The sequence below is a fragment of the Pseudomonas fluvialis genome, from assembly GCF_002234375.1.
GTDB lineage: Bacteria > Pseudomonadota > Gammaproteobacteria > Pseudomonadales > Pseudomonadaceae > Aquipseudomonas > Aquipseudomonas fluvialis.
Genome location: NZ_NMQV01000022.1, coordinates 13969 through 40450, shown reverse-complemented (window position 1 = coordinate 40450; position 26482 = coordinate 13969). Strand labels below are relative to the sequence as shown.

29 protein-coding genes and 1 tRNA gene are annotated in these 26482 nt (G+C 62.2%); 20 read left to right on the top strand and 10 right to left on the bottom strand.

The genetic code is table 11. The features are described 5' to 3' along the window. The first annotated feature begins 17 nt into the window (after nt 1–17). Genes CFY91_RS11935 through CFY91_RS11925 form a run of 3 tightly spaced genes read left to right on the top strand, consistent with a single transcriptional unit; the run spans nt 18 to nt 2782 of the window. Nucleotides 18–668: a tetratricopeptide repeat protein gene (locus CFY91_RS11935; protein ID WP_093986599.1), complete on the top strand. Its 651-nt coding sequence runs from the start codon at nt 18–20 to the stop codon at nt 666–668. A gap of 42 nt (nt 669–710) precedes the next feature. Beyond that, nucleotides 711–1370, top strand: a complete 660-nt coding sequence (locus CFY91_RS11930) for a response regulator transcription factor (RefSeq protein ID WP_093986598.1) — start codon at nt 711–713, stop codon at nt 1368–1370. Beyond that, nucleotides 1364–2782: a sensor histidine kinase gene (locus tag CFY91_RS11925; protein ID WP_093986597.1), complete on the top strand. Its 1419-nt coding sequence runs from the start codon at nt 1364–1366 to the stop codon at nt 2780–2782. The genes CFY91_RS11930 and CFY91_RS11925 overlap by 7 nt, the downstream gene beginning before the upstream one ends. Before the next feature lie 57 nt (nt 2783–2839). Here CFY91_RS11925 and CFY91_RS11920 read toward each other — a convergent pair. After that, nucleotides 2840–2927, bottom strand: a tRNA-Ser gene (locus tag CFY91_RS11920). 210 nt (nt 2928–3137) lie between these two features. On the opposite strand from CFY91_RS11920, the gene CFY91_RS11915 reads away from it, so the two are divergent. From CFY91_RS11915 to CFY91_RS11890, 6 genes are all read left to right on the top strand, one after another. Beyond that, nucleotides 3138–3806 (top strand): Bax inhibitor-1/YccA family protein, encoded by a 669-nt coding sequence (locus CFY91_RS11915; RefSeq protein ID WP_093986596.1) that lies wholly within the window; start codon nt 3138–3140, stop codon nt 3804–3806. A 95-nt stretch (nt 3807–3901) separates the two neighbouring features. Further along, nucleotides 3902–4294 carry a sulfurtransferase complex subunit TusD gene (tusD, locus tag CFY91_RS11910; RefSeq protein ID WP_093986595.1) on the top strand — a complete coding sequence of 131 codons (393 nt, stop codon included), beginning with the start codon at nt 3902–3904 and terminating at the stop codon, nt 4292–4294. Then, nucleotides 4294–4653: a sulfurtransferase complex subunit TusC gene (gene tusC, locus CFY91_RS11905; protein ID WP_093986594.1), complete on the top strand. Its 360-nt coding sequence runs from the start codon at nt 4294–4296 to the stop codon at nt 4651–4653. Before tusD ends, tusC begins: the two co-directional genes overlap by 1 nt. Next, the gene (gene tusB / locus CFY91_RS11900; RefSeq protein ID WP_093986593.1) at nt 4650–4952 is read left to right on the top strand and encodes a sulfurtransferase complex subunit TusB; all 303 of its coding nucleotides are present in this window, start codon (nt 4650–4652) and stop codon (nt 4950–4952) included. The genes tusC and tusB overlap by 4 nt, the downstream gene beginning before the upstream one ends. Further along, complete coding sequence (locus CFY91_RS11895; protein WP_093986592.1) at nt 4949–5263, top strand: TusE/DsrC/DsvC family sulfur relay protein; 315 nt, start codon at nt 4949–4951, stop codon at nt 5261–5263. Before tusB ends, CFY91_RS11895 begins: the two co-directional genes overlap by 4 nt. Next, nucleotides 5260–6237, top strand: a complete 978-nt coding sequence (locus tag CFY91_RS11890; RefSeq protein WP_093986591.1) for a glycosyl transferase family protein — start codon at nt 5260–5262, stop codon at nt 6235–6237. The genes CFY91_RS11895 and CFY91_RS11890 overlap by 4 nt, the downstream gene beginning before the upstream one ends. Nucleotides 6238–6313: 76 nt before the next feature. Here the strand turns inward: CFY91_RS11890 and cysG are convergent, their stop codons facing one another. The 6 genes from cysG to CFY91_RS11860 all read right to left on the bottom strand — a co-directional run bounded on the left by cysG (nt 6314) and on the right by CFY91_RS11860 (nt 13934). Next, complete coding sequence (gene cysG, locus CFY91_RS11885; RefSeq protein WP_093986590.1) at nt 6314–7702, bottom strand: siroheme synthase CysG; 1389 nt, start codon at nt 7700–7702, stop codon at nt 6314–6316. 118 nt (nt 7703–7820) lie between these two features. After that, nucleotides 7821–9098: a serine--tRNA ligase gene (gene serS, locus CFY91_RS11880; protein ID WP_093986589.1), complete on the bottom strand. Its 1278-nt coding sequence runs from the start codon at nt 9096–9098 to the stop codon at nt 7821–7823. 96 nt (nt 9099–9194) lie between these two features. Next, nucleotides 9195–9569, bottom strand: coding sequence for a fluoride efflux transporter CrcB (gene crcB / locus CFY91_RS11875; protein ID WP_093986588.1), 375 nt, complete (start codon nt 9567–9569; stop codon nt 9195–9197). Beyond that, the gene (locus CFY91_RS11870) at nt 9566–10888 is read right to left on the bottom strand and encodes a replication-associated recombination protein A (protein ID WP_093986587.1); all 1323 of its coding nucleotides are present in this window, start codon (nt 10886–10888) and stop codon (nt 9566–9568) included. Before CFY91_RS11870 ends, crcB begins: the two co-directional genes overlap by 4 nt. A gap of 3 nt (nt 10889–10891) precedes the next feature. Further along, nucleotides 10892–11512: an outer membrane lipoprotein periplasmic chaperone LolA gene (gene lolA, locus CFY91_RS11865; protein ID WP_093986586.1), complete on the bottom strand. Its 621-nt coding sequence runs from the start codon at nt 11510–11512 to the stop codon at nt 10892–10894. Between the two features lie 19 nt (nt 11513–11531). Next, a complete protein-coding gene (locus tag CFY91_RS11860; RefSeq protein ID WP_268237299.1) occupies nt 11532–13934 on the bottom strand; it encodes a DNA translocase FtsK in 2403 nt (800 codons plus the stop codon). A gap of 234 nt (nt 13935–14168) precedes the next feature. Between CFY91_RS11860 and trxB the strand changes: the two genes are divergently transcribed. From trxB to infA, 4 genes are all read left to right on the top strand, one after another. After that, nucleotides 14169–15119, top strand: coding sequence for a thioredoxin-disulfide reductase (trxB, locus tag CFY91_RS11855; protein WP_093986585.1), 951 nt, complete (start codon nt 14169–14171; stop codon nt 15117–15119). Nucleotides 15120–15122: 3 nt separating this feature from the next. Beyond that, complete coding sequence (gene aat, locus CFY91_RS11850; protein ID WP_093986584.1) at nt 15123–15824, top strand: leucyl/phenylalanyl-tRNA--protein transferase; 702 nt, start codon at nt 15123–15125, stop codon at nt 15822–15824. A 67-nt stretch (nt 15825–15891) separates the two neighbouring features. Then, nucleotides 15892–16599, top strand: coding sequence for an arginyltransferase (locus CFY91_RS11845; RefSeq protein WP_093986653.1), 708 nt, complete (start codon nt 15892–15894; stop codon nt 16597–16599). Between the two features lie 101 nt (nt 16600–16700). Next, entirely contained in the window at nt 16701–16919 is a 219-nt protein-coding gene (infA, locus tag CFY91_RS11840) for a translation initiation factor IF-1 (RefSeq protein ID WP_002553999.1), read from the top strand. A 60-nt stretch (nt 16920–16979) separates the two neighbouring features. On the opposite strand, the gene clpA is transcribed toward infA, so the two are convergent. Then, nucleotides 16980–19253, bottom strand: coding sequence for an ATP-dependent Clp protease ATP-binding subunit ClpA (gene clpA, locus CFY91_RS11835; RefSeq protein ID WP_093986583.1), 2274 nt, complete (start codon nt 19251–19253; stop codon nt 16980–16982). Nucleotides 19254–19319: 66 nt separating this feature from the next. Then, nucleotides 19320–19682 (bottom strand): ATP-dependent Clp protease adapter ClpS, encoded by a 363-nt coding sequence (gene clpS, locus CFY91_RS11830; protein WP_093986582.1) that lies wholly within the window; start codon nt 19680–19682, stop codon nt 19320–19322. Between the two features lie 213 nt (nt 19683–19895). Here clpS and cspD point away from each other — a divergent pair, with 213 nt between their 5' ends. After that, complete coding sequence (cspD, locus tag CFY91_RS11825) at nt 19896–20153, top strand: cold shock domain-containing protein CspD (RefSeq protein ID WP_093986581.1); 258 nt, start codon at nt 19896–19898, stop codon at nt 20151–20153. Between the two features lie 61 nt (nt 20154–20214). Here the strand turns inward: cspD and icd are convergent, their stop codons facing one another. Then, a complete protein-coding gene (gene icd / locus CFY91_RS11820; protein WP_093986580.1) occupies nt 20215–21471 on the bottom strand; it encodes an NADP-dependent isocitrate dehydrogenase in 1257 nt (418 codons plus the stop codon). A gap of 47 nt (nt 21472–21518) precedes the next feature. Here icd and CFY91_RS15910 point away from each other — a divergent pair, with 47 nt between their 5' ends. From CFY91_RS15910 to purB, 6 genes are all read left to right on the top strand, one after another. Next, on the top strand, nt 21519–21740 hold the full coding sequence (locus CFY91_RS15910) for a hypothetical protein (protein ID WP_133063687.1): 222 nt from the start codon (nt 21519–21521) through the stop codon (nt 21738–21740). Between the two features lie 122 nt (nt 21741–21862). Beyond that, nucleotides 21863–22300 (top strand): NUDIX hydrolase, encoded by a 438-nt coding sequence (locus tag CFY91_RS11815; protein ID WP_093986579.1) that lies wholly within the window; start codon nt 21863–21865, stop codon nt 22298–22300. 72 nt (nt 22301–22372) lie between these two features. Next, nucleotides 22373–23491: a tRNA 2-thiouridine(34) synthase MnmA gene (gene mnmA / locus CFY91_RS11810; RefSeq protein WP_093986578.1), complete on the top strand. Its 1119-nt coding sequence runs from the start codon at nt 22373–22375 to the stop codon at nt 23489–23491. Beyond that, on the top strand, nt 23488–24114 hold the full coding sequence (gene hflD, locus CFY91_RS11805) for a high frequency lysogenization protein HflD (RefSeq protein ID WP_093986577.1): 627 nt from the start codon (nt 23488–23490) through the stop codon (nt 24112–24114). Before mnmA ends, hflD begins: the two co-directional genes overlap by 4 nt. Next, nucleotides 24111–24983, top strand: a complete 873-nt coding sequence (locus tag CFY91_RS11800) for a DMT family transporter (protein ID WP_093986576.1) — start codon at nt 24111–24113, stop codon at nt 24981–24983. The genes hflD and CFY91_RS11800 overlap by 4 nt, the downstream gene beginning before the upstream one ends. A gap of 66 nt (nt 24984–25049) precedes the next feature. After that, on the top strand, nt 25050–26420 hold the full coding sequence (purB, locus tag CFY91_RS11795; RefSeq protein ID WP_093986575.1) for an adenylosuccinate lyase: 1371 nt from the start codon (nt 25050–25052) through the stop codon (nt 26418–26420). The last annotated feature ends 62 nt before the right edge of the window (nt 26421–26482 follow it).

Here is a 26482-nt window from a genome sequence, read left to right as displayed (position 1 = left end):
TTACCGAGGAGAAACCGATGAAAAGCCTCCGTTTACTGAGCGGCCTGCTGCTCGCGCTGCTTACCCTGCCCGTTTTCGCTCTAAGCGCAGAGCAACAGGCACAACTGCAACAGATCCAGACGCGCTGGGCAGAGATCAACTACCAGTTGCCGGCCGCGCAACGTGAGCAGGCGTTTGCCCGGCTGGCAAGCGACACTGAACGTGCGCTGCAGGCCAGCCCCGCGGCCACTGAACTGCGCATCTGGCATGCCATCGTGCTGAGCACCTGGGCCGGGGCCAAGGGTGGGCTGGGTGCGCTGAGCCTGGTCAAACAGGCCAAGGGGGAACTGGAGCAAGCGCTGCAGGAAGATGACCAGGCACTGCAGGGTTCGGCCTATACCAGTCTGGCCAGCCTGTACTACCAGGTGCCGGGCTGGCCGATTGGCTTTGGTGATGAGCAACGTGCTGCCGAACTGTTCCAGCATGCGCTGCGCATCAATCCCCAAGGGCTGGATCCCAACTATTTTTACGGTGACTTCCTGCTGCGCCAGAAGCGCTACGCAGCAGCCCACGCTGCACTGAGCAAGGCACTGGCAGCCGCCGACCGACCAGGACGGCAGCTGGCTGATGCCGGACGCCGTGCCGAAGCACGCGCGCTGCTTGCACAAGTCCAGGAAAAAATGAAATAACCGCCGCCTGTTACGGCGGCCAGACAGGCCACGAGGTCACCTATGCGCATTTTGCTGGTTGAGGATGATCGCCCGCTGGGCGAAGGCATCCGTACCGCACTCAAGCCTGAAGGCTATACGGTTGACTGGCTGCAGGATGGCGCCAGTGCCCTGCATGCACTCAGCCATGAGAGCTTCGACCTGGCCATTCTCGACCTCGGCCTGCCCAGACTGGATGGTCTGGAAGTGCTCAAGCGCCTGCGCGCCGCTGCCAATGCCGTACCTGTTCTGGTACTGACCGCCCGCGATGCCACCACAGACCGCATTGCCGGGCTGGATGCCGGAGCGGACGATTATCTGGTCAAGCCGTTCGATGTCGACGAACTCAAGGCGCGCCTGCGTGCCTTGCTCAGGCGGCGCTTCAATCGACCCGAACCCACCCTAGAATACCGCGGTATCGTGCTTGATCCGGCCAACCAGCAGGTTAGCTACCAGGGCACCCCTGTCCCCCTGCCCCGCAAGGAGTTTGCCCTGCTCCACGAGTTGCTTGCCCAGCCCGGGCGGGTCATGACCCGTGACCGCCTGCAACAGGCGCTCTATGGCTGGGAAGAAGAAGTCGAAAGCAATGCCCTCGAAGTGCACATCCACCATCTGCGCAAGAAGTTCTTCCCCGAGCTGATTCGCACGGTGCGCGGTGTCGGCTATCTGGTGGACAAATGCTGATGCGCTCCATACGCCAGCGTACCCTGGCCCTGCTGCTGAGCATCCTGCTGATCTCTCTGGGGCTGATGTCCTGGCGCAGCTACCAGGACGCCCAGCATGAGATCGAGGAACTGTTTGATGCACAGCTGGCGCAAAGCGCACGCCTGGTGCAAGGCCTGGTAGGCCACGACATGGATCAGCCCACCCGCCAGGCGCTGCAGGCGGCACTCGACCAGGCCGTGCATACGCAGCGTCGCCACGACATGCCCGGGCACGATTACGAAAGCAAGCTGGGCTTTCAGGTAGTCAGCCTCAGCGCCGGTACGCTGCTGCAATCTGCCGGCGCCCCTGCCGGCGCCCTGTCAGCACTGCGCCGTGCCGGCCAGGCTAGGCACGCCACGTCCCTGGCTGACGGCTATCACAATGTCATGCTGGATGGCCGGGGCTGGCGCCTGTTCGTGTTGCACGACGCCGTTGACGACCTGTGGATTCTGGTCAGTGAACGGGAGGATGTGCGTGGCGAGCTGGTCAGCAAGATTGCCCGGCGCAGTCTGCTTCCTGACTTGCTGGGCTTGCCGCTGCTGGCCCTATTGATCTGGCTGGCGGTCGGCTGGGGACTGCGCCCACTGGCCGACATGGCACGCCTGCTCAAGCAGCGTGATCCTGACAACCTGGCACCGCTGCGCCTGCCGCCGCTGCCCCTGGAACTGGAGCCGGTCGCGGCCTCGCTCAACCGCCTGCTGCTGCAGGTCAATCAGTTGCTAGACCGGGAAAAACGCTTCATCGCCGATGCGGCTCATGAGCTACGCACGCCCCTGGCGGTCTTGCGCATCCACGCACAGAACGCCTTGCAAGCCACCAGCAGCAACGTGCGCGATGAAGCGCTGGACCAGTTGCTGCATGGCGTAGACCGCGCTACGCGGATCGTCTCGCAACTGCTCACCCTGGCGCGCCTGGAACCCAACGCCCAGCAACATCATGCGGCACCGTGCAACCTGCTGACCCTGACCCGGGAAACACTCGCCGAGCTCATCCCCCTGGCCCTCTCGCAAGGCCAGGAACTGTCACTGGAAGCTGACGAGCAGGCCGACATGCAGCTTTATGCAGATGTCGCCAGCCTGGCGATATTGCTGCAAAACCTGGTGGGCAATGCCCTGCAGTACACACCCGCCGACGGACAGATCATGGTCCGCCTGCAGGCCCTTGAAGACCGCCTGATTCTGGAGGTGGCCGACAGCGGGCCGGGAATTCCCGCCGAAAGCCGCGCGCAACTGTTTGAGCGTTTCTTCCGCCTCGGTACAGGACAAGGGGCCGGCCTGGGCCTGTCGATTGTCGCGCGAATCGCCGAACTGCACGGCGCCGACATCGCACTGCTCGACTCCCCGCTGGGTGGCTTGCAAGTCCGTGTCAGCTTGCCGCGCCAGCCTGCCTGACTTGCGAAAAACAGCACTGAATAAAAAAGCCCTGCATGTGCAGGGCTTTTTTGTAAATGGCGGAAGCGTAGAGATTCGAACTCTAGGACAGTTGCCCGTCGGCGGTTTTCAAGACCGCTGCCTTAAACCACTCGGCCACGCTTCCAATAGGTAGGTCGTTGCGACGCTGTCGCGAACGGGGCGCAATCCTACCGCAAACTTGTGGCGCGGCAAAGGCTTGACTGAGCGCGATATGCAACACATCGACAAACACTCGGCATTGGCCTGTCAGCAGGCTTTGCTATGATCGCTGCAACCCTTGCCGCCGGCCCCTGCCCGGCCGCCAGGCCTGAGCACTGACAAGGAGATGCCCACCATGCAAGAACGCGAATTTACTCTCGACCAGGCACTGGTCGAACAACAGGATGTCAGCCGTGTGCTGCGCAACACCTATGCCCTGCTGGCCATGACCCTGGCTTTCAGCGGCCTGGTGGCGTTCATCGCCCAGCAAATGCAGGTCGCCTATCCGAGCATCTTCGTGGTGTTGATCGGCTTCTATGGCTTGTTCTTCCTCACCGTCAAGCTGCGTGATTCGGCCTGGGGCCTGCTGTCCACCTTCGCCCTGACCGGCTTCATGGGCTACACCCTCGGCCCGATCCTCAACCGCTACCTGGGCATGGCCAACGGCGGCGAAGTGATCAGCGCGGCATTTGCCATGACTGCCCTGGTATTCTGCAGTCTGTCGGCCTACGTACTGACCACCCGCAAGGACATGAGCTTCCTCTCCGGCTTCATCACCGCGGGTTTCTTTGTCCTGCTGGGTGCCGTGGTGGCCAGCTTCTTCTTCCAGATCAGCGGTCTGCAACTGGCCATCAGCGCCGGCTTCGTGCTGTTTTCCTCGGTGTGCATCCTCTACCAGACCAGCGCGATCATCCACGGCGGCGAGCGCAACTACATCATGGCCACCATCAGCCTGTATGTATCGATCTACAACCTGTTCGTCAGCCTGCTGCAACTGGTCGGCCTGGCCGGTGGCGACGACTGATCAGCCCACCGCTGGCAAAGCCCGCCCTGCCCTGCAGCGCGGGCTTTTTCATGCCTGTCTGGGTATGATTGCCAGCTGATTTCGCGGGAGCCACCATGCAGTTCGTGATAGCCCTTTTTGCTGCCAGCCACCAGCCCAGCGCCCGGCGTGCCCTGCGCTTTGCCGAGGCGGCACTGGCCGGCGGCCACCAGATCAACCGGCTGTTTTTCTATCAGGATGCCGTGAGCATCGCCAATAACAGCCAGGTGCAGGCCCAGGACGAATTCGACCTGCCGGCCGCCTGGCGCGAGTTCATCGAACGCCACCAGCTGGATGCCGTGGTGTGCATTGCCGCCGCGCTGCGCCGCGGTTTGCTGGACAGCCAGGAAGCCCAGCGCTATGGGCGCCCGGCTGCCACGCTGGCATCCGGCTATTGCCTGTCCGGTTTGGGCCAGCTGCATGAAGCGGCGCAGCAGGCCGACCGCCTGGTCTGTTTTGGAGGCGACTGATGGCCCGTTCCATGCTACTGATCAGCCGCCAGGCGCCCTGGGCTGGCCCCGCCGCGCGCGAGGCGCTCGACCTGGCACTGGCTGGCGGAGCGTTCGACCTGCCGCTTAGCCTGCTATTTCTCGATGACGGCGTGCTGCAACTGACCAGCGGCCAGCAGCCGCAGCAGCTTCAGCAAAAAGACCTCGGCGCCAACCTGCAGGCCTTGCCGCTGTTCGGCATCGAGCAGTTGTATGCCAGCCAGCGCAGCCTCACCGAGCGCGGTCTGCAACACGCTGAACTCGGCCTGCCGGTACAGCGACTGGATGACGACGAGGTACGCCAGCTGTTGGCGAGCCATGACCTGCTGGTGACCCTGTGACGACCTTGCATATCCTCAGTACTTCGCCGTTTGCCGACCAGCGCCTGGCCAGTTGCCTGCGCCTGCTCAGCCCAGGTGACGGCCTGTTGCTGTGTGGCGATGCGGTATACGCCCTCAACCCCGACTGCGCGCCCCGCCAGGCCCTCGAGCTGATGCCGGAACAGATCGCCCTCTACGCGTTGCAGGAAGACCTCGACGCACGCGGCCTGCACGACTGGCCGGCCCGTCTGCAGGTGGTCGACTACCCGGCCTTCGTGGCGCTGACCCTCGACTATGCGCGGAGCAACAGCTGGTTATGAGCATGCCGCCGCTGGATCAGGACGGTTACCTGTGCAATCTGGACGACTGGTCGTGCACCGTCGCCGAACAACTGGCCGCCCGCGAAGACCTCCAGCTCAGTGAGGCGCATTGGGAAATCCTCAATCTGCTGCGGGCCTTCTACGCCCAGTTTCAACTGTCGCCGGCCAACCGTGCGCTGGTGCGCTACGTGGCCCAGCAGCTGGGCCCGGACAAAGGCAACAGCCTGTATCTCAACCGCCTGTTCAAGGGCACGCCCGCCAAACTGGCCGCCAAGCTGGCCGGCCTGCCCAAACCGAGTAACTGCCTATGAAACCTGCCATGCCGGTGGAACATCCCTTCGCCCCCTTCGTGCGCATTCTCGGCAAGGGCAAGCAAGGCGCCCGCGACCTGACCCGCGAGGAAGCCCGTGAGGCGATGCACCTGCTGCTCAGCGGGCAGGCGCTGGACAGCCAGCTGGGCGCCTTTCTCATGCTGCTGCGCCACAAGGAAGAAAGCCCGGCGGAACTCGCCGGCTTTACCGAAGCGGTGCGCGCCAGCCTGAACGTACCCGACCTGCAGGTGGACATCGACTGGCCCAGCTATGCCGGCAAGAAACGCCACCTGCCCTGGTACCTGCTGGCCGCCAAGGCCCTGGCGGCCGGTGGCGTGCGCCTGTTCATGCACGGTGGCGGCATGCATACCGCCGGACGCCTGTACAGCGAACAGCTGCTGGAACTGCTGGAAATTCCCCTGTGCCATGACTGGCAGGCCGTAGCGCAGGCGCTGGACAACCGCCAGCCGGCCTTCATGCCGCTGGGCGACTGGTGTGCACCGCTGCAGCAGATGATCGACTTGCGCAATATTCTCGGCCTGCGCTCGCCGATTCACTCGCTGGCCCGGTTGATCAACCCGCTGGGCGCACGCTGTGGCCTGCAAAGCATCTTTCATCCGGGTTACCAGGAGAGCCACCGCGAGGCCAGCCGCCTGCTTGGCGATTGTGCACTGGTGATCAAGGGCGAAGGCGGCGAGATCGAAGTGAACCCGGACAGCCCCTGCCAGCTGTTCGGCACCACCGACGGTCTGGCCTGGGATGAGCAGTGGCCGGCCATGGCCAGCCAGCGGCATGTCAAGCCCGCACACCTGGAGGTCAGCCAGTTAGTTAGTTTCTGGCGGGGTGAACAGCACAATGACTACGGCGAGCAAGCGGTGCTCGGCAGCATGGCGCTGGCCCTGCGTGGTCTCGGCATGCAACGTGAAGAGGCGCTGCAACGTGCCGCCGAGCTATGGCAGCAACGCCCGCGCTAACCCACGCAGCAATGCGCCCCGCCTGTACCTTGCGGGGCGCCCAGACGGCTGAATAACCCAGCGCTGCCGGTTTTTTTCAGCCATCGGCACCTTCGAACCAGGCCAGCTTGTCGCGCAGGCTAACCACCTCACCGACGATCACCAGGGTAGGCGCCTTCACCGGCTGACCCTGCAAACGCTGCGGCAAGTCGGCCAATGTACCGCTATAGACGCGCTGCTCGGCCGTAGTGCCTTGCTGCACCAGCGCCACCGGCGTATCGGCGGCACGGCCATGGGCGATCAACTGGCTGCAAATCTGCTCCAGGGCCACCAGCCCCATGTAGAACACCAGCGTCTGACCGGGTGCGACCAGTTCTGCCCAGGGCAGGTCGCAATGCCCTTCCTTGAGGTGCCCGGTAACGAAACGCACCGATTGCGCATGATCACGGTGGGTCAGCGGAATACCGGCATAGGCCGCGCAGCCAGAAGCCGCGGTAATCCCCGGCACCACTTGGAAGGGAATACCCTGTGCCGCCAGCTCTTCGATTTCTTCACCACCCCGCCCGAAAATGAACGGGTCGCCGCCTTTCAGGCGCAACACGCGCTTACCCTCGCGGGCCAGCTCGACCAGCAACTGGTTGATCTGCTGCTGCGGCAGGGTGTGATCGGAACGTTGCTTGCCGACATAGATACGCTCGGCATCGCGTCGGCATAGCTCGATGATCGGCGGTGCCACCAGGCGGTCGTAAAGCACCACGTCAGCCTGCTGCATCAGGCGCAGGGCGCGGAAGGTCAGCAAGTCGGGGTCGCCCGGGCCAGCGCCCACCAGGTAGACCTCACCGACCTGCTGCGCCGTGGCACCGGCCACGCGTTCGGCCAGCAGGCGTTCCGCTTCTTGCTGCTTGCCGGCAAACACACTCTCGGCAATCGGCCCCTGGAACACATCTTCCCAGAACATGCGACGCTGCTGCACATCGGGGAACAGCGCCTTGACCTGCTGACGGAAACGCTTGGCCAGGCCGGCCAGCTGACCATAGGTCGAGGGAATCCAGGTTTCGATCTTGGCGCGGATCAGGCGTGCCAGCACCGGTGCATCGCCGCCGCTGGTCACCGCGACAATCAACGGCGAACGATCGACGATCGCCGGGAAAATCACGCTACACAGCGCCGGGGCATCCACCACATTGACCGGGATGCCACACGCCTGCGCCTGGGCGGAAATCCGCGCATTCAGCGGCTCGTCATCGGTCGCCGCAATGATCAGGCCGATATCCGCCAGGTCTTCGTCGGCGTAGCCGCGCAACAGCACCTGACCACCCTTCTCGGCGGCCAACTGTTGCAGCTCCTCACGCACCTCGGGTGCCACCACACGCAGGCAGGCACCCGCATCGGCGAGCAGACGCGCCTTGCGTAGCGCGACTTCGCCACCGCCGACCACCAAAACGGTGCGCCCGCGCAGATTGTGAAACAGCGGAAGGTAATCCATGACGACAGCCTCAGTTAACGAATTCGATACCGGCGAGCCACGCCGACGACGTACCTGCTACGGACTTGGCGGGCTGATGGCGCATGGCGCGCGTCATGCACAGCATTCCGCGAGCAACTCAGATCAACTCCACACCGCCCATGTAGGGCTTGAGCACCTCCGGCACGCGAATGCGCCCATCGGCCTGCTGATAGTTTTCCAGCACGGCAACCAGGGTGCGGCCCACGGCCAGTCCCGAGCCATTCAGGGTGTGCACCAGCTCCGGCTTGCCGGTTTCCGGGTTGCGGTAGCGCGCCTGCATGCGCCGCGCCTGGAAGTCGCCACAGTTGGAACAGGAGGAAATCTCCCGGTACTTGTCCTGGCTCGGCACCCAGACTTCCAGGTCGTAGGTCTTCACGGCGGAGAAACCCATGTCGCCGGTGCACAGGGCCAGTTTGCGGTACGGCAGTTCGAGCAACTGCAGCACGCGCTCGGCGTTGCCGGTCATGCTCTCCAGCGCCTCGAAGGACTTGCTCGGCTCGACAATCTGCACCATCTCGACCTTGTCGAACTGGTGCTGGCGGATCATCCCGCGGGTGTCGCGACCGGAGGCACCGGCTTCGCTACGGAAGCACGGGGTATGGGCGACGAACTTCAGCGGCAGTTGCTTGGCGTCGAGGATCTCGCCGGAAACGATGTTGGTCAGCGACACTTCGGCGGTCGGGATCAAGTAGAAGTCCGCCTCGCCTTCGCGGCTGATCTTGAACAGGTCTTCCTCGAACTTCGGCAGCTGGCCGGTACCCTGCAGGGCCGGGGCCTGCACCAGGTAAGGCGTGTAGGCTTCTTCATAGCCATGCTCGCCGGTGTGCAGGTTGATCATGAACTGCGCGAGGGCGCGGTGCAGGCGGGCAATCGGCCCACGCAGCAGAGCGAAACGCGCGCCGGAGAGCTTGGCGGCCGTCTCGAAGTCCAGCCAGCCGTGCTGCTCGCCGAGGGCAACGTGATCCTTGATCGCAAAGTCGAAGTTACGCGGGGTGCCCCAGCGCGAGATCTCGACATTGCCGTCTTCATCCTCGCCGACCGGCACCGACTCGTGCGGCAGGTTGGGGATGTTCAGCAGCAGGTTGTCCAGTTCGGCCTGGATGGTTTCCAGCTCGCGCTTGGCAGATTCCAGGTCACTGCCCATCTGGTCGACTTCGGCGAGCAACGGGGCGATATCTTCGCCACGCGCCTTGGCCTGACCAATGGCCTTGGAGCGAGTATTGCGCTCGGCCTGCAGTTGTTCGGTGCGGGTCTGCACGGTCTTGCGCTGCGCCTCGAGCGCTTCGAAACGCGCGACGTCGAGCTGGAAGCCACGGGTGGCCAGGCGTGCGGCCACATCAGAGAGCTGCGAACGTACGAGTTTGGAATCGAGCATGGTTGGCTATCTCAAAACAGGTCAATCAGATAAATGCGCGCCAGGCGCCATGCCCGGCAGTTTACGGAGTCTGCCGGCGCAAGCCAGCGTTTTTCCTCAGCAGCGTGCCAGGCACATGCCCAGCCAGGCGGCCAGCAAGCCCCCCGCCACACTACCCAGCAAATAGCCGGCAGCCACTGCGTACTGGCCGCTCTCGGCCAGCTTGAGCAACTCCAGGCTGAAGCTGGAAAACGTCGTCAGGCCACCCAGCACCCCGGCCAGCAGGCCCGTGCGCAAAGGCAGTGGCAGGTCGCTACGCAGGACAAACAGGGTGGCCAGAAAACCGATGGCAAAACAGCCGAGCAGATTGACCCCCAGGGTCGCCAGGTAATAGTGCCGCGGCCAGTTCGCCACCACCCAGGCACTGACCAGGAAGCGCAGGCTGGAACCCAACGCGCCACCTGCCGCGACCGCCAGCAGAACCTTGATCACGGTTTTCTCCTTTGTCGCACACTTGCCGCATCCAGCGCAGCCAGGTGGGCCAATTTGTCGCGGATCTTCACTTCCAATCCGCGCGGCACAGGTGCGTAGTAACGACGCGGTGCCATCGTTTCGGGGAAATAATCCTCACCCGCGGCATAGGCGTCCGGTTCGTCATGCGCGTAGCGGTATTCCTCGCCGTAACCCAGTTCTCGCATCAGCTTGGTGGGGGCGTTACGCAGGTGCAGCGGCACTTCCAGCGAGCCCAAGTCGGCAGCATCGCGCATCGCTGCCTTGAAGGCCATGTACACGGCATTGCTCTTTGGCGCACAGGCCAGGTAGACAATCGCCTGCGCCACCGCCAACTCGCCCTCGGGGCTGCCCAGGCGCTCCTGTACATCCCAGGCATTCAGGCACAGGGTCAGCGCACGCGGATCGGCATTACCGATGTCCTCGCTGGCCATACGCACCACACGCCGCGCCAGGTACAGCGGATCGCAGCCGCCATCGAGCATGCGCGCGTACCAATACAACGCCGCATCGGGATTGGAGCCACGCACCGACTTGTGCAACGCGGAAATCTGGTCGTAGAAGGCCTCGCCACCCTTGTCGAAGCGTCGCCGGCCATCGCCCAGCAGGCCCTGCAACAGCGCCGGGTCGATTTCCCCACCGTCCTCCAGCAGGTCGGCGGCATTTTCCAAAAGGTTGAGCAGGCGACGGCCATCGCCATCGGCCGCGCTGATCAACAACTGCGCAGCCGCATCGCCCAGGCGCAAATGGCGATCGCCCAGCCCACGCGACTCACTGAGTGCACGCTGCAATAGCTGCTGCATCGCGGCCTCATCCAGGCTCTGCAACACATAGACCCGCGCCCGCGAGAGCAAGGCATTGTTCAACTCGAACGAAGGGTTTTCCGTGGTCGCGCCGATGAACAGCACGGTGCCGTCTTCCACGTAGGGCAGAAAGGCATCCTGCTGGCTCTTGTTGAAACGGTGCACTTCATCGACGAAGAGGATGGTGCGCCGCCCCATGGCCGCCTGCTGGCGAGCCACTTCCACGGCCTGGCGGATTTCCTTGACCCCGGCCAGCACCGCCGAGAGCGTTTCGAAGTGCGCATCACTGACCTGTGCAAGCAGGCGCGCCAGGGTGGTCTTGCCCACCCCGGGCGGCCCCCAGAAGATCATCGAGTGCAGCGCGCCGTGTTCCAGCGCTTCGCGCAGCGGCTTGCCCGGCGCCAGCAGGTGCTGCTGGCCGACATATTCATCCAGGCAGCTGGCGCGCATGCGCGCAGCCAGGGGCTGTGGCGGCGCGGCCGGGGCAAACAGCTGCATGGCTTACTGCTGGATCACATCGACCCCGGCCGGGATCTCGAAGGTGAAACGCTCGGCAGCCAGCGGCTGATTCAGCTGCACGCCCATGAACAGGATATTGGTGCGCTGCCCTACGCTGTCGATCAGCTGCATGTCGTTGATCAGCCCACCGCGAAACGACAGACGCAGCGTGTCGAACAGCGTATCGCGGGCTTTCGGACGCAGGATGAAGTCCACCACATCGCCGGCTTCCTTGAACTCGATGGTGAAGTTCTCACCAATCTTCGACACATCGCCGGACAGCAGCAGCGCCGGGGTATGGGTCAGGCGCTGATCGAGCTGCTGAATGGTTACCTGCTCCAGATCCGGGTCATACAGCCAGACCTGCTGGCCGTTGCTGACCAGTAACTGCTCCAGCGGCGCATCGGTGTGCCAACGGAACAGTCCGGGGCGCTTGAGCTCCATCTGCCCGGTGGCCTCCTGCAGGTGGGTGCCCGAGGCATCCAGGGTCAACTGGGAAAAGCGCCCGCTGAGGGTTTCTGCCTTGCCAAGCAGATCGCTGAGACGGGCACTCGCCGCATCGGCATAAGCCTGGCCGGCAAACAGCCAGGTCAGGGCAACAACAGCAGTCAGGATCAGGCGCATGGGCTTCCTCGTCAGCACATCAGTCACGCATCGACGCGGGTGCCAGCACCTCGCGCGAGCCGTTGGTATTCATCGAGCTGACCACGCCGGCCATTTCCATGGCCTCGATCATGCGTGCCGCCCGGTTGTAGCCGATCTTCAGCTTGCGCTGCACGGCCGAAATGGACGCGCGGCGGCTTTCCAGGACGAATGCCACCGCCTCGTCATACAGCGGATCTTCCTCGCTGCCTTCGCTGCCCTCGCCACTGCCGGCTTCAAAGCCGCTGCCAGCCTCTTCGACCCCGGCGAGGATGTCCTCGATATAGTCCGGCGCGCCGCGCAGTTTCCAGGCTTCCACCACGCGGTGCACCTCGTCGTCGGAGACGAAGGCGCCGTGTACGCGGATCGGCAGGCCGGTGCCCGGCGGCAGGTAAAGCATGTCGCCGTGGCCAAGCAGCTGTTCGGCACCGCCCTGGTCGAGGATGGTTCGTGAGTCGATCTTGCTCGACACCTGGAACGCCATGCGCGTGGGGATGTTGGCCTTGATCAGGCCGGTGATCACATCCACCGACGGGCGCTGGGTGGCGAGGATCAGGTGGATACCGGCGGCACGTGCCTTCTGGGCGATGCGCGCGATCAGCTCTTCGACCTTCTTGCCGACGATCATCATCATGTCGGCGAATTCATCCACCACCACCACGATGGTCGGCAAGGTCTTCAGGTAAGGCGGCTCGTCATCCATCGATTCGCGCTTGTACAGCGGGTCATGCAGCGGCTGACCGGCCTCCTGGGCATCCTTGACCTTGCGGTTGAAGCCGGCCAGGTTACGCACGCCCATTGCTGCCATCAGCTTGTAGCGCCGTTCCATCTCGGCCACCGACCAGCGCAGGGCGTTGGCGGCCTCCTTCATATCAGTCACCACCGGACACAACAGGTGGGGAATGCCCTCGTAGATGGACAGTTCAAGCATCTTCGGGTCGATCATGATCAGCCGCGCCTCTTCCGGCGTGGACTTGAAGAGGATCGACAGGATCATCGCATTGACCCCCACCGACTTTCCGGAGCCGGTGGTACCGGCCACCAGCAGGTGCGGCATACGCGCCAGGTCGGCAATCACCGGACGCCCGCCGATATCGTGACCCAGTGCCAGGGTCACCGGCGATTTGGCATCGTCGTACTCGCTGGACTCCAGCACTTCGGAGAAGCGGACGATCTGCCGGTCCTCGTTGGGAATCTCGATGCCCACCGTGGTTTTGCCGGGAATCACCTCAACCACGCGCACACTGATCACCGCCAGCGAACGCGCCAGATCCTTGGCCAGGTTGGAAATCCGGCTGACCTTGACGCCCACGCCCGGCTGGATCTCGAAGCGGGTGATCACCGGCCCCGGATGCACCGACTCGACCACCACCTCAACGCCGAACTCCTTGAGCTTGATCTCCAGCAGGCGCGACATGGCCTCCAGCGACTCAGGCGAGAAGCTCTTTTGCTTTTTCTCGGCACGATCGAGGATGGAAATCGGCGGCAGGGTACCTTCGACGGCGCTGTCGACAAACAGCGGGGCCTGCTTTTCCTTGAGCACACGCTTGCTCGGCGCCGCCGGCTTGCTTTCCACGGGCGGGGCAATCACCACCGGTGCGCGGCTTTCCTGGCTGTGCATGTGCTTGGTCAGGGCTTCCTCGCGTTCCAGCAGGCGTTCCTTGACCCGAGCCTGCTCACGCTTGTCGCTGAGTACCGGCGCGGCCACCTCGGCGACTACCGAGTCCAGCTCACGCAACTGGGCCTGCTGCGCCTTGCGTTCCAGACGCGCCTCCCACCAGCGGGTAATCAGGCTGTGTACCAGCTCGATCAGGTCGAGGGTGATTTTGCCGGTCAGGTCCATCAGGCGAAACCAGGAGAAATCGGCAAACACGGTCAAGCCGAACAGGAACACCGCGAGGAACAGCAACGTACTGCCCTGCACGTTGAGCATCTGGATGCCCAGCTGGCCAATGCTTTCCCCCAGCGCCCCCCCCGCCGAAGCCGGCAATTCACTGTTGCTCTGGAAATGGATATAGGCCAGCGCCGAGCCGGAAATCACCAACAGCACCAGGCCAATGCCCCGCCAGGAAATCAGCCAGCCACTCCATTGGAACGGCTGGTGGCGCTGGCGAAATACCTGCCAAGCCTTGATCCCCAGCAGCAGCGGAAAGAGAAAGGCAAAATAGCCCAGCGCCATGAACAGGATGCTGGAAATCCACGCACCGATGGCGCCACCGGCATTCTGGATCTGCGCCACACGCACATTATGATCCCAGCCCGGATCATTGATGCTGTAGGTCATCAAGGTCATCAAGAGGAACAGGCACAAGGCGACGAAGGCGATCAAGGCGCCCTCCTTGAGCCGGTAGTGCAACTGTTGCCGCCATTGCGGCAGCGCCTGGGTTTTCGGGGTGCTCTTCAAAACGCAACGATTCCTTGGGTGCGCAGGGACGCCTGAAACACAATACCTGGCCGGCATTGTACGGGTTTGCCGGACGCTTGCCATGCGCTGCCGTTCGACCAGCAGCGCCACGCGCAGTTCCAGACAAGCTCCCGCAGCTCGGCCGCTTCGGTGTAGCATACCCGACAGTTTTTCGCGCGGCGCGCGATACGCGCACGCTTTTCCTTTTGCGACAAAGACTTATGAGGTTTTTCTATGAGCGAAGTCAAGCATTCACGTCTGATCATCCTGGGCTCCGGCCCCGCGGGCTACACCGCTGCCGTGTATGCTGCGCGCGCCAACCTCAAGCCGCTGGTGATCACCGGCATTCAGCCCGGCGGCCAGCTGACCACCACCACCGAAGTCGATAACTGGCCTGGTGATGTCGAAGGCCTGACCGGTCCGGCGCTGATGGAACGCATGCAAAAGCACGCCGAGCGCTTCGATACCGAGATCCTCTTCGATCACATCCATACCGCCGAACTGGGCAGCAAGCCGTTCCTGCTCAAGGGTGACAGCGGCAGCTATAGCTGCGACGCGCTGATCATCGCCACCGGCGCCAGCGCTCAGTACCTGGGCCTACCTTCCGAAGAAGCCTTCATGGGCAAGGGCGTATCCGCTTGCGCTACCTGCGATGGATTCTTCTACCGCAACCAGGTGGTCTGCGTGGTCGGCGGCGGCAACACCGCCGTCGAAGAAGCGCTCTACCTGGCCAACATCGCCAAGGAAGTGCACCTGATCCACCGTCGCGACAAGCTGCGCTGCGAGAAAATCCTCCAGGACAAGCTGCTTGAGCGCGCCGCCAACGGCAATGTACGCCTGCACTGGAACACCACCCTCGATGAGGTGCTGGGTGATGCCAGCGGGGTGACCGGGGTACGCTTGAAAAGCACCCAGGACAACAGCCTCAGCGAGCTGGCCCTGGCCGGCGTATTCATCGCCATCGGCCACAAACCCAATACCGATCTGTTCAAGGGCCAACTGGAGATGAACGACGGTTACCTGCTGATCCAGGGCGGCAATCAGGGCAACGCCACCGCCACCAGTATCGAAGGCGTGTTTGCCGCCGGCGACGTGGCTGACCAGGTCTATCGCCAGGCGATCACTTCCGCCGGAGCCGGCTGCATGGCCGCACTGGATGCCGAAAAGTACCTCGACGATCACTGATCAGTGCCGACCCTGACCTGGCTCGATCGCGAGTCACTGCACTTCCCTCCCCTGTCGCAGGCCTGGCGCGAGCCCAACGGCCTGCTGGCAGCGGGCGGTGATCTCTCGGTGGAACGGCTGATTGCCGCCTACCGGCACGGCTGCTTTCCCTGGTACCAGCAGGGCCAGCCGCTCCTCTGGTGGTCGCCCGACCCGCGCTGCGTGCTGCTCCCCCAGCATCTGCACGTTTCGCGCAGCCTGGCCAAGCTGCTCCGCCAACAGCGTTTCCGCGTGACCTTCGACCAGGACTTCGCCGCCGTACTCAGCGCTTGCGCGGGGCCACGGCGCGACGCCGACGGCACCTGGATTACCGAGCGCATGCAGGCCGCCTACCTGCAACTGCACCAGCGCGGCATTGCCCACTCCGTGGAAGTGCGCCTGGACGACCAACTGGTCGGCGGTCTGTATGGCCTGGCCATGGGACAGCTGTTCTTCGGCGAATCGATGTTCAGCCACTGCACCAACGCGTCCAAGATTGCCTTTGTCCATCTGGTGCAGCGCCTTGCCGCGGGCGGTTGCCAGCTGATCGACTGTCAGATGAGCACGGCACACCTGCACAGCCTCGGCGCCGAAGAAATTTCCCGGCAGCGCTTCGCCCAGCACCTACAGGATTGTCTCGATCAGCCGGATTGCTGGCAGGCCACGCCGACAAACAACAGTCACTGACATACACTGAACACAGGCCCTCGCAGGCCACCTGACCCACCGGCCACCCGCCATGTACGAGGCGCGCATGACCGAGCTGAGCGAACTGAAGTTCTACGCCACCCAGCCACACCCCTGCAGCTACCTGCCGGAGCAACAGGCCACTACGCTTTTCCTTGACCCCAGCCTGCCAATGTCTGCCGAACTCTATGCGGCGCTCTCCGAGCGAGGTTTCCGGCGCAGCGGCGATCACCTGTATCGCCCTCACTGCCAACACTGCCAGGCTTGCGTGGCGGCACGTATCCCGGCCGCCCAGTTTCGCGCCAACCGCAGCCAGCGGAGAATCCTGCAACGCAATCGCGACCTGCAGGTACAAGCAGCACTCCCCATCTTCAGCGAGGAGTATTACCGCCTGTATGCACGCTACATCGACAGCCGACACGCCGACGGTGACATGTACCCCCCAAGCCCCGAGCAGTTCCATAGCTTCCTGGTTCGCAACCTGGATTTCCTGCGTTTTTATGAGTTTCGTCTGCAAGGCGAGTTACTGGCCCTAGCCGTAACCGACGTCCTGCCCAACGGCCTCTCAGCGGTCTATACCTTTTTCGACCCCGACCAGGCAGCACGCAGCCTGGGACGCTTTGCCATTCTCTGGCAGATCGAAGAGTGCCGCCGCCTGGGCCTGGAAGCCCTGTACCTGGGCTACTGGATCAAGAACTGCCGCAAGATGAACTACAAGAGCGAATACCGCCCGCTGCAATTGCTGATTCGCCAGCAATGGCTGCAAGCCAACTGATGCCCCTTGGCGTCCTACCCTTATTTCGTGCACAATGCACGCCGTTTTTGCCTGTCGCGCCATGCGCCAGGCCACTCATTGGTTACCGAGGGCTTTACTGCATGTCGAAAGAAGACAGCTTCGAAATGGAAGGCACTGTCGTCGACACCCTGCCCAACACCATGTTCCGCGTGGAGTTGGAAAACGGGCACGTCGTTACCGCGCATATCTCCGGAAAGATGCGCAAGAACTACATCCGCATTCTGACTGGCGACAAGGTCCGCGTGGAGCTGACGCCCTATGACCTGAGCAAAGGCCGCATTACCTACCGCGCCCGCTGATCTCAGGCAGTCAACAAAACGCCCGGTCAAGCCGGGCGTTTTGCGTTGCGTACAACAACCTCAGGCTGGCTGTGGCAGCGTGCTTTCGATATGAAAGGCCAGGCTCTCGCCCTCCAGCTCGAACCGCACCAACCCGCCGCCTTCTGCCAACTCACCAAACAGGATCTCCTCGGCCAAGGGCCGCTTGATCTTGTCCTGGATCAGTCGTGCCATCGGCCGCGCCCCCATCTGCGGGTCATAACCGTGTTCGGCCAGCCAGTCACGCGCCGCTTCGCTGACATCCAGCTGCACATGCTTATCCTCAAGCTGCGCCTGCAGCTCCACCAGGAACTTGTCGACGATGTTCTTGATAACCTGGTGGCTCAGGCGACCAAACTGGATGATTGCATCCAGGCGGTTGCGAAACTCTGGAGTGAACCCCTTCTTGATCACCTCCATGGCATCCGAGGAGTGATCCTGCTGGGTAAAGCCCATGGAAGCACGTGCGGCGGTTTCTGCCCCGGCATTGGTGGTCATCACCAGAATCACGTTGCGCAAGTCGGCCTTACGCCCGTTGTTATCGGTCAAGGTGCCGTGATCCATTACCTGCAGCAACAGGTTGAAGACTTCGGGATGAGCCTTCTCGATCTCATCGAGCAGCAATACACAATGCGGCTGTTTGCTGATTGCCTCGGTAAGCAAGCCACCCTGGTCGAAGCCAACGTAGCCAGGCGGCGCACCAATCAACCGCGACACCGTATGCCGCTCCATGTATTCAGACATGTCGAAGCGCAGCAACTCCACACCCAGTGACTTGGCTAGCTGCCGCGCCACCTCGGTCTTGCCCACCCCGGTGGGGCCGGCAAACAGGAAAGAACCCACCGGCTTGTCAGGCGACTTGAGCCCAGCCCGCGACAACTTGATGGCGGTAGCCAGCGAGTCGATCGCCTCGTCCTGACCAAACACCGTCAGGCGCAAGTCACGCTCCAGATTGCGCAGCAACTCCTTGTCCGAGCTGCTGACATGCTTCGGCGGAATTCGCGCGATCTTCGCCACGATATCCTCGACCTGAGCGACATCGATGCACTTGGCTCGCTTGTCTTCCGGCTGCAGGCGCTGATAGGCGCCCGCCTCGTCAATCACGTCGATCGCCTTGTCCGGCATATGCCGGTCATTGATATAGCGCGCCGCCAGCTCAGCAGCCGCACGCAGGGCTTCGTCGCTGTACTGGATATGGTGATGCTCCTCGAAACGCGCCTTCAGGCCGCGCAGGATGCCCACCGTATCCTCGACCGACGGCTCAACCACATCGACCTTCTGGAAGCGCCGCGCCAAGGCACGATCCTTCTCGAAAATCCCACGAAACTCCTGAAAGGTCGTCGAACCAATGCAGCGAATCTCCCCCGAGGAGAGCAGTGGCTTGAGCAGGTTGGAGGCATCCATGACGCCCCCGGACGCAGCACCAGCACCAATGATGGTGTGGATCTCGTCGATGAACAGGATGGCCTGTGGGCGCTTGCGCAACTCGTTGAGCAAGGCCTTGAAGCGCTTCTCGAAGTCACCACGGTACTTGGTGCCCGCCAACAAAGCGCCGAGATCAAGGGAATAGACCACGCTGTCAGTCAGCAAGTCCGGCACCTGACTATCGACAATGCGCTTGGCCAGGCCTTCGGCGATGGCCGTCTTACCCACACCGGCCTCTCCCACCAGCAATGGGTTGTTCTTACGCCGACGCGCCAGGATCTGCGCTACGCGCTCCACTTCAGGCTCACGGCCAACCAACGGATCAATCCGCCCCTGACGCGCTTGCTCATTGAGGTTGGACGCATAGGCTTCCAGCGGATTACTCGCGCTGACCGCCTCACCACCCTCTTCATCCTGGCTTTCCTGTTCGGCATCCGGCTGCTCATGAGGCCCCTGCACCTTGGAAATGCCATGAGCAATGAAATTGACCACATCGATACGCGCCACGTTCTGCTGCTTGAGCAGAAATACCGCCTGGCTCTCCTGCTCGCTGAAGATGGCCACCAGCACATTGGCGCCGGTCACCTCCCGCTTGCCCGAACTCTGTACATGAAACACCGCGCGCTGCAGCACGCGCTGGAAACCCAAGGTGGGCTGCGTTTCGCGCTCTTCATCCTGCGTGGGAATCAACGGCGTCGTGGAGTCGATGAACTCCTGCAACTCACGACGCAGGCGCTCCAGATTGACCCCACAGGCACGCAGTACGTGCATCGCGGCATCATTGTCGAGCAACGCCAGGAGCAAATGCTCGACCGTCATGAATTCATGGCGCTTGGCACGCGCCGCCTTGAAAGCGAGATTGAGGGTGACTTCCAGCTCACGATTCAACATAACTTCACCTCATCGTCCCGACCCAAGCCTGCTCGACCATCAGCTCAGCCTGACCACAGGCCGCTGCTAGCCGTCTTTCTCTATTTCACAGAGTAGCGGATGCTGGCATTCGCGCGCGTACTGATTCACCAGCATGGCCTTGGTTTCTGCCACATCGCGGGTAAACAGTCCGCATACCGCCCGCCCTTCGGTATGCACTGCCAGCATGATGCGCGTTGCCGCCTCACGCTGCAGGCCAAAAAATGTTTCGAGAACTTCCACGACAAAATCCATTGGCGTGTAGTCATCGTTGAGCATGACCACCTTGTACATGGGGGGCGCTTGCAGGCTCGGCCGAGCCTCCTCCAGCAACAGGTCGTCGGCGTCATGCTCGGCCGGCTGTTGCGGCCCCTGCGCGCGCAATGGGCGAAATTGAAAGGTTGTACTCATTTCGAGAAAACCGCCTGCGAATGGCCGTCAGGTTTGCGCGCCTGCGCACAGGCACAGCATAGCGCCTTGACTAACGTCAAAAGAATGATAAAAACAGTGCATACCCGTGACCGGGTAGTGCAGGGTTCGATCCAGGCACAGCGTGACCACGCCAGATCGGATTCAGGGTGGATGATACCCCAGCCATGGGGTCCTTTGCAGAGGGATGACAGCATGCTCAGTGGTAAGGTCAAGTGGTTCAACAACGCCAAAGGCTATGGCTTCGTCCTCGCCGAAGGTCGCGATGAGGACCTGTTCGCACACTATTCCGCCATCGAAATGGACGGATACAAGACCCTCAAGGCCGGACAGCCGGTTCAGTTCGAAATCATTCAGGGCCCCAAGGGCCTGCATGCGGTCAATATCCGCGCCGTTACCAGCAGCGGCGAAGCACAGACCACCGCACCTTTGCGCCATACCGCCGAAGCCTGAAGTAACGCATAAACAACAAGGCCGCTGAAATCAGCGGCCTTGTTGTTTACCAGCAAGCGAATTACATGTGCGCGATGGTCGCATCACCGAATTCGGAGCAGGACAGCAGCTTGGCATCTTCCATCAGACGCTCGAAGTCGTAGGTCACGGTCTTGGCCGCGATGGCGCCTTCGGTGCCCTTGATGATCAGATCAGCCGCTTCGGTCCAGCCCATGTGACGCAGCATCATCTCGGCAGAAAGAATCAGCGAACCCGGGTTGACCTTGTCGAGACCGGCATACTTCGGCGCAGTACCATGAGTAGCCTCGAACATGGCTACGGTATCCGAGAGGTTGGCACCCGGAGCAATACCGATACCACCGACTTCAGCCGCCAGGGCGTCGGACAGGTAGTCACCATTGAGGTTCAGGGTGGCGATCACGTCGTACTCGGCCGGACGCAGCAGGATCTGCTGCAACATGGCGTCAGCAATCGCGTCTTTAACCACAATATTCTTGCCGGTATTGGGGTTCTTGAACTGCATCCACGGGCCGCCATCCAGCAGCTCGGCACCAAACTCGTCACGCGCTACCTCGTAGCCCCACTCTTTGAAGGCACCTTCGGTGAACTTCATGATGTTGCCTTTGTGCACGATGGTCACTGAGCTGCGGTTGTTATCTACCGCATACTGCAGTGCCTTGCGCATCAGGCGCTTGGTGCCCTCGAGGGAAACCGGCTTGATGCCGATACCGCAATTCTCGGTGAAGCGAATTTTCTTGACGCCCATTTCCTCGGTGAGGAACTTGATGACCTTCTCGGCCTCAGGGCTGCCAGCCTTCCACTCGACACCCGCGTAGATATCTTCGGAGTTCTCGCGGAAGATCACCATGTCGACATCGCCCGGCTTCTTGACCGGGCTGGGCACGCCAGTGAACCAGCGCACCGGACGCTGGCAGACATACAGGTCAAGCTCCTGACGCAGCGCGACGTTCAGCGAACGGATACCACCCCCTACCGGCGTGGTCAGCGGGCCCTTGATCGACACCACGTAGTCGCGCACGGCTTCGAGGGTTTCCTTGGGCAGCCAGGTGTCCTGGTCATAGACCTGGGTGGCTTTCTCGCCAGCATAGACTTCCATCCAGGCGATCTTGCGCTGGCCCGCGTAGGCCTTCTCAACGGCGGCATCGACCACCTTGATCATCACCGGACTGATGTCGACACCGATACCGTCACCCTCGATGTAGGGAATGATCGGATTGTTCGGTACGTTCAAGGACATGTCGGCATTGACGGTGATTTTGTCACCGACTGCAGGCACCTGGATCTTTTGGTATCCCATGCTGGACTCCGTTGTTTTCTGGTCTGACATACCTTCATGCGGATGGCATGAAGGCTGAATTTATGGGTCTCGGAAAGGCACTGCATTCTTGTAGTTTTTCTACAGAAAGTCACGCACTTTTACGCGCCAACGCCCACCTCCCTACTGCTCGCCTGCGTGAAAAACGGGCCTTGCAAGGTTTTGTAGTCAAACTACAGAGAACCTACAAAAACCCATCAATACAGGCCGACTTTTTTGCTTTTGGTCATCGTCGCCGGGCAACAGCCTGAAGATAATGAAAAGCAAAATCCTGCTGACGATGACCACGCCTCCTGCAGAATAGTTGCAAAATTCATCGCCGCACGTCCCTCGCCCGATACATCACACTGGGCGCCCAGTTCGGGAGATACCCATGCGCTTTACCCCTCACGTCACCGTTGCCACCATCGTTGAAAACGACGGCCTGTTCCTTATGGTCGAAGAGCAGGCCAACCAGCGTATCGTTCTAAACCAACCTGCCGGGCATTTGGAAGCCGACGAAGGTCTGATCCAGGCAGCCATCCGCGAAACCCTGGAGGAAACCGGCTGGGAAGTCGAACCCTTTGCCGTAGTGGGCATTTATCTGTACACCGCACCCAGCAATGGCGTGACCTATCAACGCGTCTGTTTTGCCGCCAAACCCCGCAGACACCATCCGGAACGCCAACTGGACGACGGCATTGTCGGGCCGTGCTGGATGACCCGCGAACAACTACTTGGCGAAGCGGAGCGTTGGCGTAGCGAACTGGTACTGCGCTGCATCGATGACTACCTCAGCGGGCATCGTCATCCGCTCAGCCTGATCCGCTGAGCGCACGCGGCTGGCAACCCGGCGCCCCCCTTCTGTTAGAATCGGCACCTTTGATCCAAGCGTGCCCTTGCCATGTCCGTACCAGCCAATACCCGAGTCATCGTCGGCATGTCCGGCGGTGTCGACTCCTCCGTCTCGGCCCTGCTCCTGCTGGAACAGGGCTATCAGGTCGAAGGCCTGTTCATGAAGAACTGGGAGGAAGACGACGGCACCGAATACTGCACCGCCATGGATGACCTGGCCGACGCCCAGGCCGTATGCGAGCGGATCGGTATCAAGCTGCATACCGCCAATTTCGCCGCAGAGTACTGGGACAACGTCTTCGAACACTTCCTCGCCGAATACAGGGCCGGGCGGACACCAAACCCGGACATCCTGTGCAACCGCGAGATCAAGTTCAAAGCCTTCCTCGACTATGCCCTGGGCCTCGGCGCTGACCTGATCGCCACCGGCCACTACGTGCGGCGCCGCGACGTCGAAGGACGCAGTGAACTGCTCAAAGGCCTCGACCCGAACAAGGACCAGAGTTACTTCCTGCATGCAGTGGGCGGCGAACAGATCGGCCGCACGCTATTCCCGGTAGGCGAACTGGAAAAGCCCCAGGTACGCGCCATCGCCGAGAAGTACCAACTGGCCACTGCCAAGAAGAAGGACTCCACCGGCATCTGCTTCATCGGCGAGCGACGCTTCAGCGACTTCCTCAAGCAATACCTGCCGGCCCAGCCGGGCGACATCGAAACCACCGACGGCCAGGTCATCGGCCGCCACCACGGTTTGATGTACCACACCATCGGCCAGCGCCAGGGGCTGGGCATCGGCGGCATGAAGAACGCCAGCGATGAGCCCTGGTACGTGCTGCACAAGGACCTGACGCGCAATGTGCTGGTCGTCGGCCAGGGCAACGAACATCCCTGGCTGTATTCGCCGGCGCTGACTGCCTCGCAGATCTATTGGATCAACCCGCTGCACCTGAACGAGCCACGCCGCCTGACTGCCAAGGTGCGCTACCGCCAGGCCGACCAGGCCTGCACACTGCAGCAGAGCGCAGAGGGTTACCGGGTAGTCTTTGATCAGCCACAGCGTGCCGTAACACCCGGCCAGTCGGTGGTGTTCTACGACGGCGAGCTGTGCCTGGGCGGCGGCGTCATCGAATATGCCGAACCTTTGCCTGGCTCGGGGCGCCCAGCATGAATCGTCTTGACGAACAACTGCTCGCGCTGGGCGGGGTGTTTACTGCCGCCGCACTGGCCGATCGCATTGCGCGCACCGGCCAGGCACCGGAAGCACAACTCAGCTGCCTGCTAGGCAGCCTGCTGGTACGCGACCCGCAAAACACCCTGGAAGTCTTTGGCGGCGACGACCTCAACCTGCGCGAAGGCTACAAAGCCCTGGCTGGCGCTTTGGAGCGCAACAGCAGCAGCCTGCAACGTGAACCGCTGCGCTACGCCCTGGCCCTGCTGATGCTGGAGCGCCAACTGGCCAAGCGTGACGACCTGCTGCAGATCATTGGCCAGCGCCTGCAACAGATCGAACAACAGGTGGGACACTTCGGGCTGACCCATGCCAATGTAATCGCCGCATGCGGCGGTCTATATCAGGACACCATCAGTACATTCCGCCAGCGTATCCAGGTACACGGTGATATGCGCTTCCTGCAGCAACCGGACAATGCCGCACGCATTCGCGCCTTGTTACTGGCCGGCATTCGCTGCGCCCGACTGTGGCGACAGCTCGGCGGCCATCGCTGGCAACTGGTGTTCAGTCGCCAGAAACTGCTGCAGGCAATCTACCCACGGCTGCGCGACCAGGCATGAAGGAAACCACCACACGCAGCGTTCGCCCCTTGCATGGCGCGGCGCTGCTGACCCTGTCGGCACTGCTGTTTGCTCTGATGGGCGTATTGATCCGCGAAGCCTCCAGCAGCGTGAACAACGAGTCGGTGGTGTTCTTCCGCAATCTGATTGGCGTCCTGTTCTTTCTGCCCCTGCTGCTTTTCAAGGGGCTTGCCCCTCTGCGAACCACACGCCTGAAGTCGCATCTGTGGCGCACCACCTACGGCCTGGCGGCGATGTACTGCTTCTTCTATGCAATCGCCCACCTCCCGCTGGCTGACGCCATGCTGTTCACCTACTCAGCCCCCCTGTTTACCCCACTGATTGCCTGGTGGTGGCTGAAGGAACCCCTCAATGCGCGCATGCTGCTGGCCAGCCTGATCGGCCTGGTCGGCGTACTACTGGTCGCCAAGCCATCCGGCGCCCTACTGCAAGGCCAGGCACTGGTCGGCCTGGCAGCCAGCATTCTGGCCGCCTTTGCCTTCGTCTCGATCCGTGAAATGAGCGACAGCGAACCGGCTTTTCGCATGGTGTTTTACTTCGCTCTGTTCAGCACCCTGCTCTCCGCGATTCCCATGACCTGGGCCTGGCAGCCCCTGCAGGCCCAGCAACTATGGCTACTGCTAGGCGTTGGCCTGTTGGCGACGGTCAGCCAGATCATCATGTCCAAGGCCTACTCGCTGGCCCCTCCCGGACGCATAGGTCCCTTCGCCTATCTGGCGATTGTTTTCGCCGGGCTGATCGCCTGGTGGCGCTGGGGCGAAACACCGGACAGCAGTTCGCTGCTCGGTGCCGCACTGATTTTCACTGCCAGCCTGCTAAGCCTCTGGCGGAGCCGCACCACCCGCTAAGCTCGCCACCTCGAGTTTCAGGTATAATGCGCGCCCTTTTCGCCGACCCACTGCCGAGAACGACCCATGCAGCTTTCCTCGCTCACCGCCGTTTCCCCCGTCGATGGCCGCTATGCCGGCAAAACTGCAGCGTTGCGCCCGATCTTCAGTGAGTACGGCCTGATCCGTAATCGCGTTCTGGTCGAAGTCCGCTGGCTGCAACGCCTGGCCGCCCATGAAGGCATCGCCGAAGTGGCGCCCTTCTCCGCCGCAGCCAACGCCCTGCTCAACGAGCTGGCGGAGAACTTCGCCATCGAACACGCCGAGCGTGTGAAAGAGATCGAGCGCACCACCAACCACGACGTCAAGGCCGTGGAATACCTGCTCAAGGAGCAGGCCGCCAAACTGCCGGAACTGGCCGCGGTCAGCGAATTTATCCACTTCGCCTGCACCAGCGAGGACATCAACAACCTGTCCCACGCCCTGATGCTGCGCGAAGGCCGCGACACCGTTCTGCTGCCGCTGATGAAACAGATCGCCGACGCCATCCGCGCATTGGCTGTCAAGTTCGCCAGCGTCCCCATGCTCTCGCGCACCCATGGCCAGCCGGCCTCGCCGACCACTCTGGGCAAGGAACTGGCCAACGTGGTCTACCGCCTGGAGCGCCAGGTCGCCCAGGTAGCCGCCGTACCGCTGCTGGGCAAGATCAACGGCGCCGTAGGCAACTACAACGCCCACCTGTCCGCCTACCCGCAGATCGACTGGGAAGCCAACGCCAAGCAGTTCATCGAGGACGACCTGGGCCTGCAGTGGAACCCCTACACCACGCAGATCGAGCCGCACGACTACATCGCCGAGCTGTTCGACGCCATCGCCCGCTTCAATACCATCCTCATCGACTTCGACCGTGATGTGTGGGGCTACATCTCCCTCGGCTACTTCAAGCAGAAGACCGTGGCGGGTGAAATCGGCTCCTCGACCATGCCGCACAAGGTCAACCCGATCGACTTCGAGAACTCCGAAGGCAACCTGGGCATCGCCAACGCGATCTTCCAGCACCTGGCCAGCAAGCTGCCGATCTCCCGCTGGCAGCGCGACCTGACCGACTCCACCGTGCTGCGCAACCTGGGTGTCGGCTTCGCCCACAGCGTCATTGCCTACGAGGCCAGCCTCAAGGGTATCGGCAAGCTGGAGCTGAACGAAGCGCGCATCGCCGAAGACCTGGACGCCTGCTGGGAAGTCCTGGCCGAGCCGATCCAGACCGTGATGCGCCGCTACGCCATCGAGAACCCCTACGAGAAGCTCAAGGAACTGACCCGTGGCAAGGGCATCAGCCCCGACGCGCTGCTGACCTTCATCGACGACCTGGACATGCCGACCGCTGCCAAGGAGGAGCTCAAGGAGCTCACCCCAGCGCGCTACATCGGCAACGCTATCGCCCAGGCCAAGCGCATCTGAGCCTGCCGTGACCCTGACAACACCTGACCTTGACCAACAAGGCCAGGTGCTCAGCCTGTCGT

Coding starts and splice junctions, on each gene's coding strand:
- CFY91_RS11925 (WP_093986597.1), top strand. CDS start 1,364: ATGCTGATGCGCTCCATACGCCAGCGTACCCTGGCCCTGCTGCTGAGC.
- CFY91_RS11870 (WP_093986587.1), bottom strand. CDS start 10,888: ATGCAGCTGTTTGCCCCGGCCGCGCCGCCACAGCCCCTGGCTGCGCGC.
- clpA (WP_093986583.1), bottom strand. CDS start 19,253: ATGTTGAATCGTGAGCTGGAAGTCACCCTCAATCTCGCTTTCAAGGCG.
- hflD (WP_093986577.1), top strand. CDS start 23,488: ATGAATCGTCTTGACGAACAACTGCTCGCGCTGGGCGGGGTGTTTACT.
- lolA (WP_093986586.1), bottom strand. CDS start 11,512: ATGCGCCTGATCCTGACTGCTGTTGTTGCCCTGACCTGGCTGTTTGCC.
- CFY91_RS11800 (WP_093986576.1), top strand. CDS start 24,111: ATGAAGGAAACCACCACACGCAGCGTTCGCCCCTTGCATGGCGCGGCG.
- cspD (WP_093986581.1), top strand. CDS start 19,896: ATGCTCAGTGGTAAGGTCAAGTGGTTCAACAACGCCAAAGGCTATGGC.
- icd (WP_093986580.1), bottom strand. CDS start 21,471: ATGGGATACCAAAAGATCCAGGTGCCTGCAGTCGGTGACAAAATCACC.
- serS (WP_093986589.1), bottom strand. CDS start 9,098: ATGCTCGATTCCAAACTCGTACGTTCGCAGCTCTCTGATGTGGCCGCA.
- CFY91_RS11845 (WP_093986653.1), top strand. CDS start 15,892: ATGACCGAGCTGAGCGAACTGAAGTTCTACGCCACCCAGCCACACCCC.
- CFY91_RS11930 (WP_093986598.1), top strand. CDS start 711: ATGCGCATTTTGCTGGTTGAGGATGATCGCCCGCTGGGCGAAGGCATC.
- trxB (WP_093986585.1), top strand. CDS start 14,169: ATGAGCGAAGTCAAGCATTCACGTCTGATCATCCTGGGCTCCGGCCCC.
- CFY91_RS11815 (WP_093986579.1), top strand. CDS start 21,863: ATGCGCTTTACCCCTCACGTCACCGTTGCCACCATCGTTGAAAACGAC.
- infA (WP_002553999.1), top strand. CDS start 16,701: ATGTCGAAAGAAGACAGCTTCGAAATGGAAGGCACTGTCGTCGACACC.
- CFY91_RS11915 (WP_093986596.1), top strand. CDS start 3,138: ATGCAAGAACGCGAATTTACTCTCGACCAGGCACTGGTCGAACAACAG.
- purB (WP_093986575.1), top strand. CDS start 25,050: ATGCAGCTTTCCTCGCTCACCGCCGTTTCCCCCGTCGATGGCCGCTAT.
- CFY91_RS11935 (WP_093986599.1), top strand. CDS start 18: ATGAAAAGCCTCCGTTTACTGAGCGGCCTGCTGCTCGCGCTGCTTACC.
- cysG (WP_093986590.1), bottom strand. CDS start 7,702: ATGGATTACCTTCCGCTGTTTCACAATCTGCGCGGGCGCACCGTTTTG.
- tusD (WP_093986595.1), top strand. CDS start 3,902: ATGCAGTTCGTGATAGCCCTTTTTGCTGCCAGCCACCAGCCCAGCGCC.
- clpS (WP_093986582.1), bottom strand. CDS start 19,682: ATGAGTACAACCTTTCAATTTCGCCCATTGCGCGCGCAGGGGCCGCAA.
- CFY91_RS15910 (WP_133063687.1), top strand. CDS start 21,519: ATGAAGGCTGAATTTATGGGTCTCGGAAAGGCACTGCATTCTTGTAGT.
- CFY91_RS11890 (WP_093986591.1), top strand. CDS start 5,260: ATGAAACCTGCCATGCCGGTGGAACATCCCTTCGCCCCCTTCGTGCGC.
- tusC (WP_093986594.1), top strand. CDS start 4,294: ATGGCCCGTTCCATGCTACTGATCAGCCGCCAGGCGCCCTGGGCTGGC.
- mnmA (WP_093986578.1), top strand. CDS start 22,373: ATGTCCGTACCAGCCAATACCCGAGTCATCGTCGGCATGTCCGGCGGT.
- CFY91_RS11895 (WP_093986592.1), top strand. CDS start 4,949: ATGAGCATGCCGCCGCTGGATCAGGACGGTTACCTGTGCAATCTGGAC.